The 18144-nt window shown below is 51.4% G+C and carries 17 protein-coding genes; 15 read left to right on the top strand and 2 right to left on the bottom strand.

Going from position 1 to position 18144, the window contains the following annotated elements; all coding sequences use genetic code 11:
- The 3 genes from L4174_RS13325 to L4174_RS13315 all read left to right on the top strand — a co-directional run bounded on the left by L4174_RS13325 (window position 1) and on the right by L4174_RS13315 (window position 2645).
- A complete protein-coding gene (locus tag L4174_RS13325) occupies window positions 1–798 on the top strand; it encodes a sulfite exporter TauE/SafE family protein (protein WP_248141349.1) in 798 nt (265 codons plus the stop codon).
- Between the two features lie 92 nt (window positions 799–890).
- Window positions 891–1697, top strand: coding sequence for a prolipoprotein diacylglyceryl transferase (gene lgt / locus L4174_RS13320; protein WP_248141348.1), 807 nt, complete (start codon window positions 891–893; stop codon window positions 1695–1697).
- A 96-nt stretch (window positions 1698–1793) separates the two neighbouring features.
- Window positions 1794–2645 (top strand): thymidylate synthase, encoded by an 852-nt coding sequence (locus tag L4174_RS13315; RefSeq protein ID WP_248141347.1) that lies wholly within the window; start codon window positions 1794–1796, stop codon window positions 2643–2645.
- A gap of 78 nt (window positions 2646–2723) precedes the next feature.
- Here L4174_RS13315 and L4174_RS13310 read toward each other — a convergent pair whose 3' ends face one another.
- On the bottom strand, window positions 2724–3866 hold the full coding sequence (locus tag L4174_RS13310; RefSeq protein ID WP_248141346.1) for a Na/Pi symporter: 1143 nt from the start codon (window positions 3864–3866) through the stop codon (window positions 2724–2726).
- 497 nt (window positions 3867–4363) lie between these two features.
- Here L4174_RS13310 and nhaA point away from each other — a divergent pair, with 497 nt between their 5' ends.
- The 4 genes from nhaA (at window position 4364) to L4174_RS13290 (ending at window position 7173) form a co-directional block, all read left to right on the top strand.
- Window positions 4364–5545: a Na+/H+ antiporter NhaA gene (nhaA, locus tag L4174_RS13305; RefSeq protein ID WP_248141345.1), complete on the top strand. Its 1182-nt coding sequence runs from the start codon at window positions 4364–4366 to the stop codon at window positions 5543–5545.
- A gap of 19 nt (window positions 5546–5564) precedes the next feature.
- Window positions 5565–5825, top strand: a complete 261-nt coding sequence (locus tag L4174_RS13300; RefSeq protein WP_248141344.1) for a hypothetical protein — start codon at window positions 5565–5567, stop codon at window positions 5823–5825.
- Window positions 5826–5938: 113 nt separating this feature from the next.
- On the top strand, window positions 5939–6826 hold the full coding sequence (gene nhaR / locus L4174_RS13295; RefSeq protein WP_248141343.1) for a transcriptional activator NhaR: 888 nt from the start codon (window positions 5939–5941) through the stop codon (window positions 6824–6826).
- Between the two features lie 53 nt (window positions 6827–6879).
- Complete coding sequence (locus tag L4174_RS13290) at window positions 6880–7173, top strand: helix-turn-helix transcriptional regulator (protein WP_036755263.1); 294 nt, start codon at window positions 6880–6882, stop codon at window positions 7171–7173.
- A 107-nt stretch (window positions 7174–7280) separates the two neighbouring features.
- Here L4174_RS13290 and rpsT read toward each other — a convergent pair whose 3' ends face one another.
- The gene (gene rpsT, locus L4174_RS13285) at window positions 7281–7541 is read right to left on the bottom strand and encodes a 30S ribosomal protein S20 (RefSeq protein WP_248141342.1); all 261 of its coding nucleotides are present in this window, start codon (window positions 7539–7541) and stop codon (window positions 7281–7283) included.
- A gap of 209 nt (window positions 7542–7750) precedes the next feature.
- Between rpsT and murJ the strand changes: the two genes are divergently transcribed.
- From murJ to carA, 8 genes are all read left to right on the top strand, one after another.
- Window positions 7751–9310 (top strand): murein biosynthesis integral membrane protein MurJ, encoded by a 1560-nt coding sequence (murJ, locus tag L4174_RS13280; protein WP_248141341.1) that lies wholly within the window; start codon window positions 7751–7753, stop codon window positions 9308–9310.
- A 127-nt stretch (window positions 9311–9437) separates the two neighbouring features.
- Window positions 9438–10412, top strand: coding sequence for a bifunctional riboflavin kinase/FAD synthetase (gene ribF, locus L4174_RS13275; protein ID WP_248141340.1), 975 nt, complete (start codon window positions 9438–9440; stop codon window positions 10410–10412).
- On the top strand, window positions 10409–13240 hold the full coding sequence (ileS, locus tag L4174_RS13270; RefSeq protein ID WP_248141339.1) for an isoleucine--tRNA ligase: 2832 nt from the start codon (window positions 10409–10411) through the stop codon (window positions 13238–13240). The genes ribF and ileS overlap by 4 nt, the downstream gene beginning before the upstream one ends.
- Window positions 13240–13758, top strand: coding sequence for a signal peptidase II (gene lspA / locus L4174_RS13265; protein ID WP_371929347.1), 519 nt, complete (start codon window positions 13240–13242; stop codon window positions 13756–13758). Before ileS ends, lspA begins: the two co-directional genes overlap by 1 nt.
- Window positions 13759–13890: 132 nt before the next feature.
- Window positions 13891–14325 carry an FKBP-type peptidyl-prolyl cis-trans isomerase gene (gene fkpB, locus L4174_RS13260; protein ID WP_248141338.1) on the top strand — a complete coding sequence of 145 codons (435 nt, stop codon included), beginning with the start codon at window positions 13891–13893 and terminating at the stop codon, window positions 14323–14325.
- 59 nt (window positions 14326–14384) lie between these two features.
- Window positions 14385–15335 carry a 4-hydroxy-3-methylbut-2-enyl diphosphate reductase gene (ispH, locus tag L4174_RS13255; RefSeq protein ID WP_248141337.1) on the top strand — a complete coding sequence of 317 codons (951 nt, stop codon included), beginning with the start codon at window positions 14385–14387 and terminating at the stop codon, window positions 15333–15335.
- Window positions 15336–15658: 323 nt separating this feature from the next.
- The gene (gene dapB, locus L4174_RS13250; RefSeq protein ID WP_248141336.1) at window positions 15659–16468 is read left to right on the top strand and encodes a 4-hydroxy-tetrahydrodipicolinate reductase; all 810 of its coding nucleotides are present in this window, start codon (window positions 15659–15661) and stop codon (window positions 16466–16468) included.
- A gap of 532 nt (window positions 16469–17000) precedes the next feature.
- On the top strand, window positions 17001–18140 hold the full coding sequence (carA, locus tag L4174_RS13245; protein ID WP_248141335.1) for a glutamine-hydrolyzing carbamoyl-phosphate synthase small subunit: 1140 nt from the start codon (window positions 17001–17003) through the stop codon (window positions 18138–18140).
- Window positions 18141–18144 lie beyond the last annotated feature (4 nt).

The following is an 18144-nucleotide window of genomic DNA, read 5'->3' as shown; positions in this document are numbered from 1 at the left end:
ATGCCAGAGATGTTGTGGCTGATCCTGATGTGTTTGGGGTTGGGAGCTGTGGTTGGTCTTCTGGCCGGGTTGCTGGGGATAGGCGGAGGTTTGCTGATTGTACCTGCATTGGTCTGGTTACTGCCTCATATCGGGATTGACACAGAGTTAGTCATGCATATTGCACTGGCGACCTCACTGGCCTGTATCGTACTGACTTCAGGTTCTTCAGCCCGAAGCCACCTCCGGTTGGGAAATGTGGATATTTCACTGGTCAAATTACTGGCACCGGGGATGATTTTGGGCGGACTGGCTGGCAGCGCAGTCGCGGAATGGGTACCAACAGTTTGGCTGCCAAAGATATTTGCTGGTATTGTGCTGCTGTTAGCGTTGCAAATGCTGTTATCGCTGAAAGTTTCAGGACGTCATCCTTTACCTGGTGGGACAAAAATTGTCGGCAGTGGCAGCATCATTGGATTGGTTGCCAGTCTGGCCGGGATTGGCGGTGGCTCGCTGACCGTGCCATATCTGAGCTGGTATGGTGTGGAAATGCGGCGTGCTATCGGGACGGCGGCGTTTTGCGGCTCCATTATAGCGGTAGCCGGTATGGCTGGCTTTATTGTCGCCGGCAGCGGAGATTCCTCTTTGCCGCCTTATAGTGTGGGGTATGTGTATTTGCCTGCGCTGCTGGGGGTGGTGTGTACCTCGGTGCTGACAACCCGGTTCGGCGCCCGAATGGTCAGCAGTTTACCGACGCAGACCCTGAAGAAAATATTTGCCATCTTCTTGTTATTTATTGGCGGCAAGATGTTGTTTTAGAGTAAGCCTGTCTGTGGATTGGCGTGAGAGCACCCGCGAGCATGACCGTTCACGAGTGCTGCTTTCATTGATTAACCAAGAGTATGTTTTGAATGAGTCAAGGCTATCTGACGTTTCCTAATTTTGATCCGGTTCTGATTGAAATCGGCCCGCTGGCTGTACGCTGGTACGGTCTGATGTACCTGCTGGGTTTCATGTTTGCGCTCTGGCTGGCGAACCGCCGGGCAGATAAATCCGGCAGCGGCTGGACACGTGATCAGGTGAGTGACCTGCTGTTTTTCGGTTTCTTAGGGGTTGTGATTGGTGGCCGGGTTGGCTACGTACTGTTTTATAACTTCGAGATGTTTCTGGCTGACCCGCTGTATCTTTTCAAAGTATGGACCGGCGGGATGTCCTTCCACGGCGGATTGCTGGGTGTGATGACAGCCATGCTCTGGTATGCCCACAGAAATGGCCGCCGTTTCTTTGATGTGGCTGATTTTGTTGCACCGTTGGTACCGTTCGGATTGGGCGCAGGCCGGCTGGGGAATTTTATCAACGGAGAACTCTGGGGCCGTGTTACGGATGTCCCCTGGGCCATGGTGTTCCCGACTGGCGGACCGCTGCCGCGTCATCCGTCTCAGTTATACGAGTTTTTCCTGGAAGGGGTGGTCCTGCTGATTATCCTTAATATCTTCATTCGGAAACCGCGTCCGGCCGGAGCGGTATCTGGTCTGTTCCTGCTGGGATACGGGAGCTTCCGTTTCCTGGTGGAATACTGCCGCGAGCCGGATGCACAACTCGGCCTGTTTGGGGGCTGGATCAGCATGGGACAAATACTGTCTCTGCCGATGGTGTTTGGCGGTATTCTGTTGATGGTCTGGGCCTACAAAAGGGCTGGCCACCATCGCACCGCTTAACCGCATTGAAGACATGAACAGGCAGCCAAAAGGCTGCCTTTTTTGTGTTATGCTTGCCGCCAGAGTATTTCCTGCCAATTCAGGTCAAGAGAGTCAATGAAACAGTATTTAGATTTATGCCAGCGGATTATTGACGAGGGCGAGTGGGTTGAAAATGAACGTACCGGTAAACGTTGTCTGACACTGATCAATGCCGATCTGACCTATGATGTAGCCAATAATCAGTTTCCCCTGATCACGACCCGGAAAAGCTTCTGGAAAGCGGCAATTGCTGAATTGCTCGGTTATATTCGCGGCTATGACAATGCGGCGGATTTCCGCGCACTGGGTACCAAAACCTGGGATGCCAATGCCAATGATAATCAGGCCTGGCTGAATAATCAGCACCGAAAAGGTACGGATGATATGGGACGTGTCTATGGTGTGCAGGGGCGCAGCTGGCGTAAACCTGATGGCAGTACATTAGACCAATTGCGAAAAATTGCAGAGAACCTGAGTCGCGGTATCGATGATCGCGGTGAAATCCTGACCTTTTACAACCCGGGTGAGTTTGAGATGGGCTGTCTGCGTCCGTGTATGCACACACACACATTTTCGCTGCTGGGCGATACGCTTTATCTGACTAGCTACCAGCGATCCTGTGACGTGCCTTTAGGACTGAACTTTAATCAGATTCAGGTCTTTACATTGCTGGCACTGATGGCGCAGATTACTGGCCATAAGGCGGGTAAGGCGTATCACAAGATTGTGAATGCACATATTTATGAAGATCAGCTGGCACTGATGCGTGATGTACAGCTGAAGCGTGAGCCTTTCCCGTCACCACGCCTGATCATCAACCCGGAGATTCAGACGCTGGAAGATCTGGAAACCTGGGTTACGCTGGATGATTTTCAAGTGGAAGGCTATCAGTACCACGATCCGATCCAGTATCCTTTCTCGGTGTGATTGAACAGTTCAAGTGATAAAAAAGCCCCGCTCTTTCGAGACGGGGCTTTTTTGTTGCGATGGTCTGTGTGCAATGGTTCAGGCGGTGAAAGCCAGAATACCGCCTGGAATCAGGATAAAGACCAGTCCCAGATAGGCTGCAACTGCTGCTTTGCTCTTTACGGCCATCTCGCCCAGGAAGAAAGCACATTTGAGTGGCAGTTCGCGCAGGAACGGCAGGCCGAAAATCAGCAGGGTTGCCATCACGTTGAAGCTCAGGTGCACCAGTGCAATTTGCAGGGCAAATACAGCGTGGTCACCGGAAATCGCCGTAGCAGCCAGCAGGGCCGTGATGCAGGTGCCGATGTTTGCGCCCAGTGTAAAAGGATATACATCACGGACCTTCAGCACCCCGGTGCCAACCAGCGGCACCATCAGGCTGGTGGTGGTTGAAGACGACTGTACCAGGACGGTGACGACTGTGCCTGACACGATACCGTGCACCGGGCCACGGCCGATCGCACTTTTCAGGATTTCACGGGCACGGCCGACCATCAGGCTGCGCATCAGTTTACCCATAACGGTGATTGCCAGAAAGATCAGGGCAATACCCAGAGCGATCATCACGATACCGCCCATGGTTCCCAAAGATTCCAGCGGTGCTTGCACTGCATGGACTACGGGTTTGGTCAGTGGCTTGATAAAGTTCAGGCCTTTCATGCTCATGTCGCCAGTCGACATCAGCGGCGATACCAGCCAGGCTGAGACTTTTTCCAGCAGACCAAACATCATTTCCAGAGGCAGGAAGATCAAGACGGCGAGCAGGTTAAAGAAATCGTGGACAGTCGCGGCAGAAAAAGCACGCTGAAACTCTTCTTTGCAGCGGGCATGACCCAGGCTGACCAGTGTGTTGGTCATGGTCGTACCAATATTGGCACCCATGATCATCGGGATTGCGGTTTCCACCGGTAAACCACCGGCAACCAGGCCCACAATGATGGAAGTGACGGTACTGGAAGACTGGATTAGAGAGGTGGCTACCAGACCGATCATCAGGCCTGCAATTGGGTGTGAGGCAAATTCAAACAGGGTTTTGGCTTGTTCACCGACGGACCATTTGAAGCCGCTACTGACCATGGATACGGCAACAAGCAGCAGGTACAGCATGAAAACCAGGTTGGCCCAGCGAACCCATCGCATGGAGCTTTGCATTGGCTCAGCTGTGGTGGCTTGGGTAGTCATAATCTGTTCTCCGTGACATTGTGATGTCATTTTGGTTTCAGTTTCTTGAAAGTTGCCGCGATGGTAGAGAACGAATATTTCAGAAATATGACACAAAAAAGTCATTCACAAGATTATCCGTTCTTTGAGTTGCTGAGGGCAAGCTGGGAGGAGGATCATATTCTTGTAAAAATGCGATAAAGCATTGATAAAGATGGGGATCGCCAGTCAGATATAAGAAGTATTCCTTGCTTCAGCATCAGAGAGAAAAATTGTGAACAGATGCGACAACGCTATTTCTGTAGCCGTAGTTTTCCTGAAATAATTCGCTGATGAGCGGGAGCAGGTAAGTAAATACTGCGGGTATTACGGTGTTTTGTTTCTGATAGATCGGTTTTTCCGAGCTGTTCGCTCTAAACAAACGATTTCACAGAGGTGTCTGTCGACGTCTACACTGTTTTTACCACGCATTGACATAAAAGTGTGATTTTACAGTGAGTAGTAAGGAGCTGCGGTCAATGACCGATGTAATTCTGAAATTCTTTAAATTAGAGTCTGCTGGCGGCATTTTGTTGATAATTGCTGCTGCCCTTGCCATGACGATTGCAAACTCTCCGTTACAGTCCGTTTATGAAGGGGCTCTTCATAGCTATATTGCTGGCCTGTCAGTTGAGCACTGGATTAATGACGGTCTGATGGCGATTTTCTTTCTGGTGATCGGCCTTGAGGTCAAGCGTGAGCTGATCGAAGGTGCGCTGAATACCAAAGAGAAAGCGATTTTCCCAGCAGTGGCTGCTTTAGGTGGCATGGTCGCACCGGCATTAATTTATGTGCTATTCAATTTTGCTGATCCTGTTGCGATTGGCGGCTGGGCGATCCCTGCTGCGACAGATATTGCATTCGCATTGGGTATCATGGCATTGCTGGGTAACCGGGTGCCGGTCAGCCTGAAAGTCTTCTTGCTTGCTCTGGCGATTATTGATGACCTGGGGGTGATTGTCATTATTGCCCTTTTCTATAGCAGTGACTTGTCTGCGATGGCCCTGGGAATTGCCTTTGCCGCAACTGCTGTGCTCTTTATCATGCACGCCCGTAATGTGGCCAACTTATTCTGGTACATTCTGGTTGGTGCTGTGCTTTGGGTAAGCGTACTGAAGTCAGGTGTGCATGCGACATTGGCGGGTGTTGTGCTGGGCTTTGCAATCCCGCTTCAGGGTCAGAACAAGCAGGGGCAGGACATTTCGCCGCTGAAGACTATGGAGCATGCATTGCACCCTTATGTAGCGTATTTGATTTTGCCAATTTTTGCTTTCGCTAACGCAGGTATTTCGCTGGCCGGTGTTTCTGTTGATGGCCTGACGGCAATGCTGCCACTGGGAATTGCACTGGGTCTGTTTGTCGGTAAACCGCTGGGAATCTTTATCGCGAGCTGGCTGGCGGTAAAAACAGGGATCGCCCGTTTGCCGGAAGGCACTGGATTTGGTCAGATCTTTGCAGTCTCTGTGCTGTGCGGTATCGGATTTACGATGTCAATCTTCATCTCAATGCTCGCATTCGCTGGCCTTGATGCAGAGATGATCACTTATTCGAAGCTGGGCATTCTGATTGGTTCTACGACTGCGGCGGTTGTGGGTTATGTCTTACTTTCCCGCTCGTTACCAGCAGCAAAAGTCGTGAAGGACAGCCAAACATCATCATAAACGGGACAGGGAGGTGTGTATGAGACCATTGATCGTTCTGACAATTGGCCTGATGGCGAGCGGCGTAATGGCGGAGGACTACAGCCATTGCCAGCAGCAGAGTGACAGTGAGATCTGCAAAGCTTATCAGGCGGGGTACAAGCATGGACAGGCAAGTGCCCGGACTCAGCAGGAGGAAGCTTCCGGTAATTTTGTCTCCAGGGCTCTGGAGCAACGAGCCGGTGAGCGTTACCGCCATCCACTGACGGCAGAAAAAGAGCCGGAAGTGAAGACTGAATAAGCACTTTCCACTTCAAATTCCGGATATTCGTGTGTTTGGATAGAAAAACACTTAGGATAAACCCCAGGCGAGAGCCTGGGGTTTTTTATTCGCGAGCGTTGAGGCCGGTAGCTGTGTCGCACCTGAATTACAATCACTTGTATTATTTTTGGATGGTTTGCAAACAAGGATCAGTAACCAAAGCGGCTGATGCTTTATTTCTGGCACCGCAAACAGTGACGGGGCAGATCCGGGCGCTGGAAGAGCGGTTGAAGGGGAAGCTGACCAAACGGGTTGGCCGTCATATCGAACCGACGGAGCTGGGGCAACTGGTTTTTAAATATGCGGACAAGATGTTCGATCTCAGCTACGAAATGCTGGATATCATCAATTATACGCAACGTGAGAATCAGCTGCTTGAGGTTGGGGTCGCTGACGCGCTCTCTAAACGTCTGGTCAGTAAAATCCTGATGGCGGGAATTCCTGAAGATGAGCGGATTCATCTGCGCTGCTACGAATCGACACATGAAATGCTGCTCGAACAGCTATCTCAGCACAAGCTGGATATGATCTTATCCGATTGTCCGGTTGACTCCACGCAAAGTCCGGGCCTGTTCAGTAAAAAGCTGGGGGAGTCCGGGATGAGCTTTTTTTGCTCGAATACAGACAAACCCCTGAGTTTTCCTGCTTGTCTGGAAGATTACAAATTGCTTGTTCCCGGCCGTCGTACTGCCATGGGCCGTAAGCTGCATCATTGGTTTGATCAGCAGGGTATCACCCCGAATATCCTGGGGGAGTTTGATGATGCTGCTCTGATGAAAGCCTTTGGTGCGTATCGAAAATCTATGTTCGTTGCCCCTTCTATTTATGCGTCTGAAATTGAACAGTCGCACGCTGTCCGTGAGGTGAAAAGGGTACGGGCCATCCGGGAAGAGTATTATGTGATTTTCGCGGAACGCATGATCATGCACCCGGCAGTGAAGAAAATTTGCGAGGCTGATTTCAGAAAACTGTTCAAATGACCGCCTTTTTCAGTGATAGAGGTATCGAACAAATCACTGAAGTCGGTGGAAAGATGGAAGCCATAACGTTACATCACAGTGCTCCTCAGGCTGTGTCTTTGCTTAAGGCCATGGCCAATGAGCGGAGGTTATTGATTTTATGCTATTTGCTGGAGGGGGAATTGTCGGTTGGAACGATGAGTGACCGTTTGGACCTGAGCCAGTCGGCCTTGTCGCAGCATTTAGCCTGGCTCAGACGTGATGGCCTGGTTGCAACACGTAAAGAATCACAGACGGTTTACTATCGCCTGAAGAGTCAGGAAGTGAAATCGATGATCGAATTACTGCAAGAGATGTACTGTCCGTAATCCGTGCCTGTTGCACAGCATCGGAACTGACGGGATGACCTGAATTGCAGCAATAAAAAAACCGGCCTGAGCCGGTTTTTTTATTGCTGTCTAATCAATGCACTGAATTACAGAGCTTTGATTTTTGCAGCCAGACGAGCTTTATGACGAGCAGCCTTGTTTTTGTGGATCAGGCCTTTAGTAGCCATACGGTCCATAACAGGTTGCATGTCAGTGAAGGCTTTAACAGCAGCTTCTTTGTCGCCTGCTTCAACAGCAGCAACAACTTTTTTGAAGAAAGTGCGCATCATAGAACGACGGCTAGCGTTGTGCTGACGACGTTTTTCAGAAGTGATTGCACGTTTCTTAGCAGATTTGATATTTGCCAAGGGTGTAACTCCCAAATTCTTGGTACGGTGACAATTTAAGGCCGAGGAATATGCCTCTAAAACCAAAGATTGTCAAATGATTTGTGCAAATAACAGCCGTGCCAATCAATTTGGCACTTGTGCATTAACACGGTTAATATGGCGGCAGATTCTATCAGCTTTTGGTCCTGCAAGTCACCTTTCTGGACCATCTTTTGTGAGGTTTTTTTGTGAGTAAGCGTCTTTTGCGCTCAGGGCTGATTGTCAGCAGTATGACTTTCGTTTCCCGCGTCATGGGCTTAGTCCGGGATGTGGTCGTTGCTAACCTGATGGGGGCCGGAGCGGCCGCCGATGTTTTTTTCTTTGCCAACAAGATTCCTAACTTTCTCCGCCGGCTTTTTGCTGAGGGGGCATTTTCTCAGGCCTTTGTACCGGTCCTGACGGAAAGCCATGCGGGGGGCGATATGGACAAAACCCGAGCCCTGATTGCCAGGGCCGCTGGTACGCTGGGGGGCATCGTGACGGTGGTGACCTTATTAGGGGTGCTGGGGTCAGGTGTCATTACCGCTCTGTTTGGTGCAGGCTGGTTTGTGGACTGGCTGAATGACGGTCCGGCAGCCCCCAAGTTTGAGCTGGCCAGCCTGCTGCTCAAAATCACGTTTCCTTATTTATGGTTCATAACCTTTGTGGCGTTGTCCGGGGCGATCCTCAATACCCTGGGGAAATTCGCGGTGTCTTCGTTTACACCGGTGTTCCTCAATATTTCGATCATTCTGTGTGCCTGGTGGGTATCCCCGAACCTGACACAGCCTGAAATCGGACTGGCGCTGGGGGTGTTTCTGGGGGGGCTGGTGCAGTTTCTGTTTCAGCTGCCGTTCCTGTACCGGGCCGGTGTACTGGTGCGGCCTCGCTGGGGATGGCGGGATCCCGGGGTGGTGAAAATCCGGACACTGATGATTCCGGCGTTGTTTGGCGTTTCGGTGAGTCAGATTAACCTGTTGTTTGATACCTTTATTGCCAGCTTCCTGATGACGGGATCGATCAGCTGGCTGTATTACTCGGACCGGTTGCTGGAATTTCCGTTAGGGCTGTTTGGGATTGCAATCGCTACGGTAATTTTGCCGGCGCTGTCACGCAAACATGTGGATCAGAACCGGGAGCATTTTGCGCAGACTATGGACTGGGGCGTGCGTATGGTACTGCTGCTGGGTTTGCCTGCTATGCTGGGCTTGATGGTGCTGGCAAAACCTATGCTGATGGTGCTCTTCATGCGGGGTGAATTTACGCCGAACGATGTTGAGCAGGCCGGACTCTCATTACTGGCCTATGCATCCGGTTTGCTGAACTTTATGCTGATTAAAGTGCTGGCCCCCGGTTACTATGCCCGACAGGATACCAAAACACCGGTGCGTTACGGTATTGTCGCTATGGTGAGCAATATGGTGTTTAACGCCATATTTGCCTATCTGTTCGGTTATGTGGGCTTGGCACTGGCGACCGCATTGTCTGCACTGGTAAATGCTGCACTCTTGTATCGTGGCCTGCACCGTGCCGGGGTTTATCAGGTGTCACGTACTACCATAGGCTTTGTGATCCGCTTAGTGATTGCTGGTGGTGCGATGGTTGCAGCTTTGCTGTGGCTTTCACCAGACATGGCTGAATGGCTGTCGATGAATTTCTTGCAGCGTGTTTACTGGCTAACCGGTCTGATTGGCGTTGGGGCTGTCAGCTATCTGTTGACGCTGGGTGTGAGCGGGGTGCGTCTGCACCATCTTCGCACAGAAGGCTGACATCCGGGTGAGCGCAACTTGCCCTGAATGGGGCAAAAAAGATATCTTCCGGGGCGGATGGTTTAAACACCCTTGCGCTCTGGTATATAATCCGTCAGTTTTTGACTTTGGTAATGATAAGCTGCAGATGGAATTGATCCGAGGAATCCACAATATCCGGCCCGGCCATCATGGCTGTGTTCTGACGATAGGTAATTTTGATGGGGTCCATCTGGGCCATCTGGCGGTATTGTCTCAGGTGCGTGAGCAGGCCCGGCGGTTAGGGGTTCCTGCGACGGTCATGACCTTTGAGCCGCAGCCGATGGAGCTGTTTGCCAAAGACAAAGCTCCGGCCCGGTTAACCCGTTTTCGCGATAAGTATCAGCAACTGAGAAAAGCGGGTATCGATCGCCTGCTGTGCGTCAACTTCAATACCCGATTTGCGAACATGTCGCCGCATGATTTCGTTCGCCGCTTGTTGGTGGAACAATTGGGTGTTAAGTTTCTGGTGGTTGGCGATGATTTCTGCTTCGGTAAAGGCCGCAGCGGTGATTTTGCCATGCTGGAAGCTGCCGGACGTGAGTTCGGCTTTGAAGTGGTCAGCACGCAGAGTTTTTGTGTTGAAACGCAGCGGGTCAGCAGTACTGCGATTCGTGAAGCGCTGGCCCGGGACGATCTGGCCGCAGCGGAAATCATGCTGGGTCGGCCGTACAGTATCAGTGGCCGTGTCTCTCATGGCCGGAAACTGGGCCGTACGATTGGTTTTCCGACGGCAAATGTGCCGCTCAAGCGCCGTGTGTCACCGGTTTCCGGTGTGTATGCTGTCGAGGTACTGGGTGTGGCTGAACAGCCGCTGCCCGGAGTTGCCAATGTCGGCAGACGCCCGACGGTGAACGGTGAGCGCCAGCAACTGGAAGTCCATGTATTTGATTATCAGTCTGATATCTATGGTTGTCAGATTGAAGTGGTTCTGCACCACAAATTAAGAGATGAAATTAAATTCGCCTCCTTTGATGCGCTGAAAGCGCAAATCGAGCGTGATGCCCAGACAGCGCGGGTGTGGCTGTCTGAGCATCGTCAACATGTCCAACTTCGCCCAAGTAACGGAATTGAGAATCAATGAGCGACTATAAAGATACCCTGAACCTGCCTGAAACAGGGTTTCCGATGCGAGGCAACCTGGCCCAGCGCGAGCCTGCCATGCTGAAGCGTTGGTATGATGAGGATCTTTACGGTGAAATCCGTAAAGCCAAGAAAGGTAAAAAGTCTTTCGTGCTGCATGACGGCCCTCCTTATGCCAATGGTGATATTCATATTGGTCACGCACTGAATAAGATTCTCAAAGACATTATTATTAAGTCGAAAACCCTGTCGGGTTTTGATGCGCCGTATGTACCGGGCTGGGACTGTCATGGTCTGCCGATTGAACTGATGGTTGAGAAGAAAGTCGGTAAGCCGGGACAAAAAGTGACCGCAGCCGAGTTTCGTGAAAAGTGCCGTACTTATGCAGCCGGTCAGGTTGAAGGTCAGAAAGAAAGTTTTATTCGCCTGGGTGTTCTGGGTGAGTGGGACAAGCCATACCGCACGATGGATTTCGGCACTGAAGCCAACATTATCCGTGCGCTGGGCAAAATTGCTGACAACGGCCACCTGCTGAAAGGCTTCAAGCCTGTTCACTGGTGTACCGACTGCGGTTCTGCACTTGCGGAAGCCGAAGTTGAGTACAAAAACAAAGTTTCACCTTCGATCGATGTGAAATTTAAAGCCGCTGATGAATCTGAGGTTCTGAGCAAGTTTCAGATGACTGAGGGCCATCAGGGCCGGGGCGACGTTTCTATCGTGATCTGGACCACGACGCCTTGGACACTGCCTGCCAACCGTGCTGTGGCTGTGCGTGATGATCTGGAATATGTGCTGATTCAGGTCGAAGGTGATAAGCCTGAGCGTCTGATCATGGCCGCTGAGCTGGCCAAAGATGTGATGGATCGTGCCGGTATCGAGCATTATCACAACCTTGGTTTTGCCAAAGGTGCATCACTGGATCTGCTGCGTTTCAACCATCCGTTCTACAGCTTTGATGTGCCAGTGATTCTGGGCGATCACGTGACCACTGAATCCGGTACAGGCTGTGTACACACGGCTCCTGGCCACGGTCAGGAAGACTTCGCGGTTGGTCAGAAATATGGTCTGGAAGTCGCCAACCCGGTTGGCAGCAACGGTGTTTATCTGCCAGACACAGAACTGTTTGCCGGACAGCACGTATTTAAGGCAAATGATGCAGTGGTTGAAACGCTGAAAGAACATGGTGCGCTGCTGCATCATCATGCTTACGAGCACAGCTACCCGCACTGCTGGCGTCATAAAACGCCAATTATCTTTCGTGCAACCCCGCAGTGGTTCGTTTCGATGGATCAAAATGGTCTGCGTGCGAAAGCGCTGGAAGAAATCAAAGGCGTCCAGTGGATGCCGGAGTGGGGCCAAAGCCGGATTGAAAGCATGGTTGAAGGCCGTCCGGAGTGGTGTATCTCCCGTCAGCGGACCTGGGGTGTGCCGATTGCGCTCTTTGTTCATAAAGAAACACAGGATCTGCATCCGAATACCGCTGAACTGATCGAAAAAGTCGCTCAGCTGGTGGAAGAAAAAGGAATTCAGGCGTGGTGGGATGTGAATCCTGCTGAGCTCATGGGTGAAGCCGACGCTGAACAGTACGAGAAAGTACTGGATACACTGGATGTCTGGTTTGACTCAGGTGTGACCCACTATGCAGTGGTCGATACCCGTGAAGAGTTTCACGGCAACGCAGCTGACCTGTATCTGGAAGGTTCAGACCAGCACCGTGGCTGGTTCCAGTCTTCTTTGATCTCGTCTGTTGCGATGAAAAACAAAGCGCCTTACCGTCAGGTACTGACGCACGGCTTCGTGGTGGATGGCCAGGGCCGTAAGATGTCTAAATCGATCGGCAACGTGGTTGCACCGAAAGATGTGACCAACAAGCTGGGTGCCGATATTCTGCGTCTGTGGGTGGCCTCGACTGATTACACTGGCGAAGTGGCTGTATCTGACGAGATCCTGAAGCGCAGCGCCGATGCTTACCGTCGTATCCGGAACACCGCGCGATTCCTGCTGGCGAACCTGAGTGGTTTCAACCCGGCGACGGATTGCGTACCGGCAGAAGAGATGGTGGCACTGGATCGCTGGGCGGTGGCTCAGGCGAAAGCTGCTCAGGAAGAAATCATCACAGCTTATGATGAATACAACCTGCATGCGGTGACACAGCGTCTGATGCACTTCTGCTCCATTGAGATGGGCTCTTTCTATCTGGATGTCATCAAAGACCGTCAGTACACAGCGAAACGTGGTGGCCATGCCCAGCGGAGTTGTCAGACGGCTCTGTACTACATTGTGGAAGCACTGGTTCGCTGGATGGCACCAATCATGTCTTTCACGGCAGATGAAATCTGGAATGAAATGCCGGGTGAGCGCGACACCTTTGTCTTCACTGGTGAGTGGTTCGAAGGTCTGTTTGGTCAGGCTGACGATGAAGCTTTCAGCAATGAGTTCTGGACTGAAGTTCAGGCCGTGCGCGGTGCCGTGAATAAACTGCTGGAAGAAGCTCGGAATGAGAAACGCATCGGCGGTGCCCTGCAGGCAGAAGTGACTCTGTATGCTGATTCTGAACTGGCGGCCAAACTGAACCGTCTGGAAGATGAACTGCGTTTCGTGCTGCTGACGTCTAAAGCGAAAGTCGCACTGACTGACAATAAGCCTGCAGAAGCGAAAGCAACGGATGTTGCGGGTCTGTCTGTCCTGGTGACTCCGGCAGAAGCAGAGAAATGTGATCGCTGCTGGCACCATGTGGCCGATGTTGGCACTATCGCCGGACACGAGAAAATCTGTGGCCGTTGTGTGACCAACATTGATGGTCAGGGCGAAGAGCGTAAGTTTGCCTGATGAGTAGTTTACCGACTCTGAAGCAATCCGGAATCCGCTGGCTGTGGCTGGCGGTTCTGGTCTTTGCGATCGATATTGGCAGCAAGCTGCTGGTGATGGATACCATGGGATATGGCTGGCCGAATCGCATTGAGGTCTTGCCATTTTTTAACCTGCTGTATGTTCACAACTATGGCGCAGCCTTCAGTTTCCTGAGTGATGCAAGTGGTTGGCAGCGCTGGCTGTTTACTGCGATTGCTCTGGGTGTAACCGGGTTGCTGCTGCTCTGGATGCGTCGCACGCCAGCCAGCCATGGGGTGGCCAATAGTGCTTACGCACTGATCATTGGCGGCGCACTTGGAAATCTGTTTGATCGTCTGTACCACGGCTTTGTGGTGGACTTTCTGGATTTCTATATCGGGCAGAAACACTGGCCTGCGTTTAATATCGCTGATTCAGCGATCTGCATTGGTGCCGCTTTGATCATCCTGGAAGGTTTTCTGGCCGGGAAAAGTAAGACCAAAGAAAGCAGCCGGTAAATTCGGTGCGAGCTCACGAAGCAGGCGCTGCCCGTTGCGACGGGCGGCGCTTTATTGTAAAAGCGTTGCATCAGGAAGAAGTGCAGAGGCGATGTTCTGCACTTTGCCGCAACTCGAAATCAGGATGTACACATGTTGGTAATTACAGAAAACAGTGAAGTTTTAATGCATTTTTCCATCAAGCTGGAAGACGGTTCGGTTGCTGAATCGACGCAAGCGATGGGAAAACCCGCCAAATTTCGCATGGGTGATGGCAGTCTGACCGACAACTTTGAGCGTTGCCTGCTGGGTCTTGCTGAAGGCGAGAAAAGCCAGTTTGTCCTTGAGCCTGAAGACGCATTCGGTCTGCCGAATCCGGATAACATTCATCATGTTGATTTGGCACGTTTTGGTGCTGAAGCACCGGCTGAGGTCGGAACAATTATTGCCTTTAGCGGCCCGGACGGGCAGGATATTCCCGGTGTGATTACGGCCGTTGTCGGTGATTCCGTGACCGTTGATTTTAATCATCCGCTGGCTGGTCAGCGGGTTACCTTTGATGTTGAAGTTGTCGGCATCGAAGGCTAAACCATGACCGACCCGGTCCGGAACCGGGTTGGAAGGATTGCAGAAAAAGAGTCCCAGATATGAAAATCTTACTTGCTAACCCTCGTGGCTTTTGTGCTGGTGTTGACCGCGCCATCAGTATTGTTGAGCGGGCGCTGGAACTGTATCAGCCGCCAATTTACGTTCGGCACGAGGTGGTTCACAACCGATTTGTCGTGGAAGGACTGAAACAACGCGGTGCGATCTTCGTGGAAGAGCTGAGCGAAGTACCGGATGACAACATCGTTATTTTCTCGGCGCATGGTGTTTCTCAGGCTGTTCGCAATGAAGCGAAAGCCCGTAAACTTACCGTATTTGATGCCACTTGTCCGCTGGTCACCAAAGTCCATATGGAAGTCGCGCGTGCCAGCCGCCGGGATATGGAAGTCGTGCTGATTGGCCATGCCGGTCATCCGGAAGTGGAAGGCACCATGGGTCAGTACGCCAGTGAAACGGGCGGGATGTATCTGGTTGAGACGCCGGCTGATGTCGACAAGCTGACCGGCGTAGTGAAAGAGCCGGGCAATTTGCACTATGTCAGCCAGACGACCCTGTCGGTAGATGAAACGGCGGACGTCATTGACCGTTTGCGGGAAGTTTTCCCGGATATTCAGGGACCGCGCAAAGACGATATTTGCTATGCCACCCAGAATCGTCAGGATGCTGTGCGTGAGATGGCCGCCAGTGTTGACGTGATGATTGTGGTGGGGTCGAAGAATTCCTCAAATTCCAACCGTCTCCGTGAGCTGGCTGAAAAACTAGGGACACCAAGTTATCTGACTGACTGTGAAGAAGATGTTGATGCAAACTGGTTCACGGGCACCCAAAGTGTGGGTGTGACTGCAGGGGCTTCTGCACCGGAAGCGCTGGTGAATCAGATTATCGCGCGTATTCAGACGCTGGCTGGCGGTGAGGTTGAAGAACTGAGCGGCCGTGAAGAGAATATGTTCTTTGAAGTGCCTCGTGAGCTTCAGGTGAAGAACGTCGGCTAAGTCAGCTGTGAAGAATCATTATTTCTGGAACCCCGGTCATGCCGGGGTTTTTTTTCGCCGGTAGACAGGCTAGATTAGTGGGCTGCGCATAAGCAATCTTTCGTCTTTCTTTACTCAGTGCCGCAGAATCAGTTGTGTTTCTTCACCATCGAACGGGTTGTTTGATGCCATTCTTTTGATGGAGGCGAAGAGTCACGCACAGCGAAAGGTAGATAAGTATTTTGTGAGTTGTTTATTTTTCAGGACATATATGACTTTAGAATGGTCGTGTGCTGAAAAACAAACAGGCTCTCATAAGCTGACATTTTTAAGGAGAAACAGCTATGGTCAGAATCGCAGTTGCCGGTGCGGCAGGGCGAATGGGACGCCAGTTACTGAAGGCGACGGCTCAGTCTGAGCATGCCCGTGTGGGAGCTGCAACAGAACGTCCGCAAAGCAGCCTGATCGGTGTTGATGCCGGAGAGTTGGCCGGTATTGGCAAGCTGGACGTGGTTGTCGTTGATGATCTGGAAAAAGCAATCAACGACTTTGATGTGCTGATCGATTTTACGGCACCAGTGGCGACGCTGGCGAATCTGGCGTTGTGCCAGCGGCATCACAAGAAAATTGTGATTGGTACGACGGGATTCAGTGAAGCAGAAAAAGCGCAGATTGATGCTGCCGCCAGTCAGATCTCTGTTGTCATGGCACCTAACTACAGTGTGGGTGTAAACCTGACATTCAAACTACTGGAAAAAGCCGCCAAGATTATGGGCGACTACTGCGATATTGAAATTATTGAAGCACACCACAGACACAAAGTGGACGCGCCTTCCGGCACGGCCCTGGGCATGGGTGAAGCCATTGCTGGTGCGATGGGAAATAAACTGAGTGATGTCGCGGTATATGCGCGAGAGGGAATCACTGGCGAACGCAGTCGTCATGAGATTGGCTTCGCGACGATTCGTGCCGGAGATATTGTGGGTGAGCACACGGCGATGTTTGCTGATATTGGCGAGCGGGTAGAGATCACGCACAAAGCCACGGATCGGATGACGTTTGCCAACGGGGCTGTCCGGGCTGCGGCCTGGCTGAACAGTCAGCCGGCAGGGTTTTACACCATGCAGGATGTGCTCGGGTTGAATGACCTGTAACAGAAAAAGCGGCTATTAGGATGGCCGCTTTTTTTTCGCCGGATGTCAGGATGAGTTGTCGTTGAATTTGTTCATTCTGCATAAATTTTCAATTTGAGTGGGCATGAATTCTTGTGCGGGCATTCTTTGAGTGTTGCTGAGTTTAGGTGTTGTTTTAATGGTTTGCTAGGGTGTTTTGGTCTATTGGTGCGGAAAGTTTGAGTTATCCTCGTCATTTTGAGGGATTTGATATGACTTTTTTGTTCTGTCTGTTTACCCGATCTGCTGCAAACGGTTGCCTGAACATGCATCTCAACTTTCCGGTGAAAATTGGCAGGAAAAGGTATGCTTTCGTGGGTTTGGCTGAATAAGCGGTCTGTTCAGTCGATATTTTAAATTTAATTTTATCCATTTGTTGACACCTTGGACGTGGATCTCTAGAATGCGCGCAATTTGTCAAAAATCGGCTTGACTCGGTTTATGACTTTCTATGGAATAGGTAAATGCAATTTTATCTGTTTTATTTGCGTTTTTATGAAGATTGGAGGTTGTCTTGAGCAAATCGGCGCTGTTAGTCCTTGAAGACGGGACTGTATTCCACGGCGTATCCATCGGTGCAGATGGTTCGGCCGTTGGTGAAGTTGTTTTCAATACCTCGATGACGGGGTATCAGGAAATTCTCACTGACCCCTCTTATTCGCAACAGATCGTTACTCTTACCTATCCCCACATTGGCAACACCGGTACTAATTCCGAAGACGAAGAATCAACTTCAATCCATGCGCAAGGCCTGGTGATTCGCGACCTCCCTCTGATTGCTTCAAATTTCCGTTCCCAGCAGACCCTGTCTGATTATCTGAAATCCCAGAACATTGTCGGCATTGCTGATATTGATACCCGTAAACTGACCCGACTGCTGCGCGAAAAAGGTGCACAGAACGGCTGCATTATGGCTGGTGATAATCTGGACCCGGCTCTGGCGCTGGAAAAAGCAAAAGCGTTCCCGGGTCTGAAAGGCATGGATCTGGCGAAAGTGGTGACGACTAAAGAAAGCTACAGCTGGACGCAAGGCTCTTGGACGCTGGAGAATGGTCTGCCGGAAGCGAAAGATGCGAGCGAACTGCCATACCACGTTGTGGCATACGATTTTGGTGCCAAGCGTAATATCCTGCGCATGCTGGTCGACCGTGGCTGCCGTCTGACGGTGGTACCGGCTGAAACTTCAGCCGAAGAAGTCCTGGCGATGAATCCGGACGGTGTTTTTCTGTCAAACGGCCCGGGTGACCCTGAGCCATGTACTTACGCCATTGAAGCGACCCAAACCTTCCTGGACAAAGGTCTGCCAATTTTCGGTATCTGTCTTGGTCACCAGATTCTAGCACTAGCCAGCGGTGCGAAGACCGTGAAAATGAAATTCGGTCACCATGGTGCCAACCACCCGGTCAAAGATCTCGAGCGTGATGTGGTGATGATCACCAGTCAGAACCACGGTTTTGCGGCAGATGAAGACACCCTGCCTGAAAATCTGCGTGCCACGCACAAATCGCTGTTCGATGGCTCTCTGCAAGGGATTCACCGTACCGACAAACCGGCTTTCAGCTTCCAGGGACACCCTGAAGCCAGCCCGGGTCCGCATGATGCGGCACCACTTTTTGACCACTTTATCGAACTGATTAAACAGCACAGCGCCTAAGCCG

Origin of the sequence: Photobacterium sp. CCB-ST2H9 (assembly GCF_023151555.2) — a bacterium.
In the GTDB taxonomy this organism is placed as follows: domain Bacteria; phylum Pseudomonadota; class Gammaproteobacteria; order Enterobacterales; family Vibrionaceae; genus Photobacterium.
This window is presented reverse-complemented; position numbering and strand designations above follow the sequence as displayed.

Coding starts and splice junctions, on each gene's coding strand:
- L4174_RS13325 (WP_248141349.1), top strand. CDS start 1: ATGCCAGAGATGTTGTGGCTGATCCTGATGTGTTTGGGGTTGGGAGCT.
- lgt (WP_248141348.1), top strand. CDS start 891: ATGAGTCAAGGCTATCTGACGTTTCCTAATTTTGATCCGGTTCTGATT.
- L4174_RS13315 (WP_248141347.1), top strand. CDS start 1,794: ATGAAACAGTATTTAGATTTATGCCAGCGGATTATTGACGAGGGCGAG.
- L4174_RS13310 (WP_248141346.1), bottom strand. CDS start 3,866: ATGACTACCCAAGCCACCACAGCTGAGCCAATGCAAAGCTCCATGCGA.
- nhaA (WP_248141345.1), top strand. CDS start 4,364: ATGACCGATGTAATTCTGAAATTCTTTAAATTAGAGTCTGCTGGCGGC.
- L4174_RS13300 (WP_248141344.1), top strand. CDS start 5,565: ATGAGACCATTGATCGTTCTGACAATTGGCCTGATGGCGAGCGGCGTA.
- L4174_RS13290 (WP_036755263.1), top strand. CDS start 6,880: ATGGAAGCCATAACGTTACATCACAGTGCTCCTCAGGCTGTGTCTTTG.
- ribF (WP_248141340.1), top strand. CDS start 9,438: ATGGAATTGATCCGAGGAATCCACAATATCCGGCCCGGCCATCATGGC.
- ileS (WP_248141339.1), top strand. CDS start 10,409: ATGAGCGACTATAAAGATACCCTGAACCTGCCTGAAACAGGGTTTCCG.
- lspA (WP_371929347.1), top strand. CDS start 13,240: ATGAGTAGTTTACCGACTCTGAAGCAATCCGGAATCCGCTGGCTGTGG.
- fkpB (WP_248141338.1), top strand. CDS start 13,891: ATGTTGGTAATTACAGAAAACAGTGAAGTTTTAATGCATTTTTCCATC.
- ispH (WP_248141337.1), top strand. CDS start 14,385: ATGAAAATCTTACTTGCTAACCCTCGTGGCTTTTGTGCTGGTGTTGAC.
- dapB (WP_248141336.1), top strand. CDS start 15,659: ATGGTCAGAATCGCAGTTGCCGGTGCGGCAGGGCGAATGGGACGCCAG.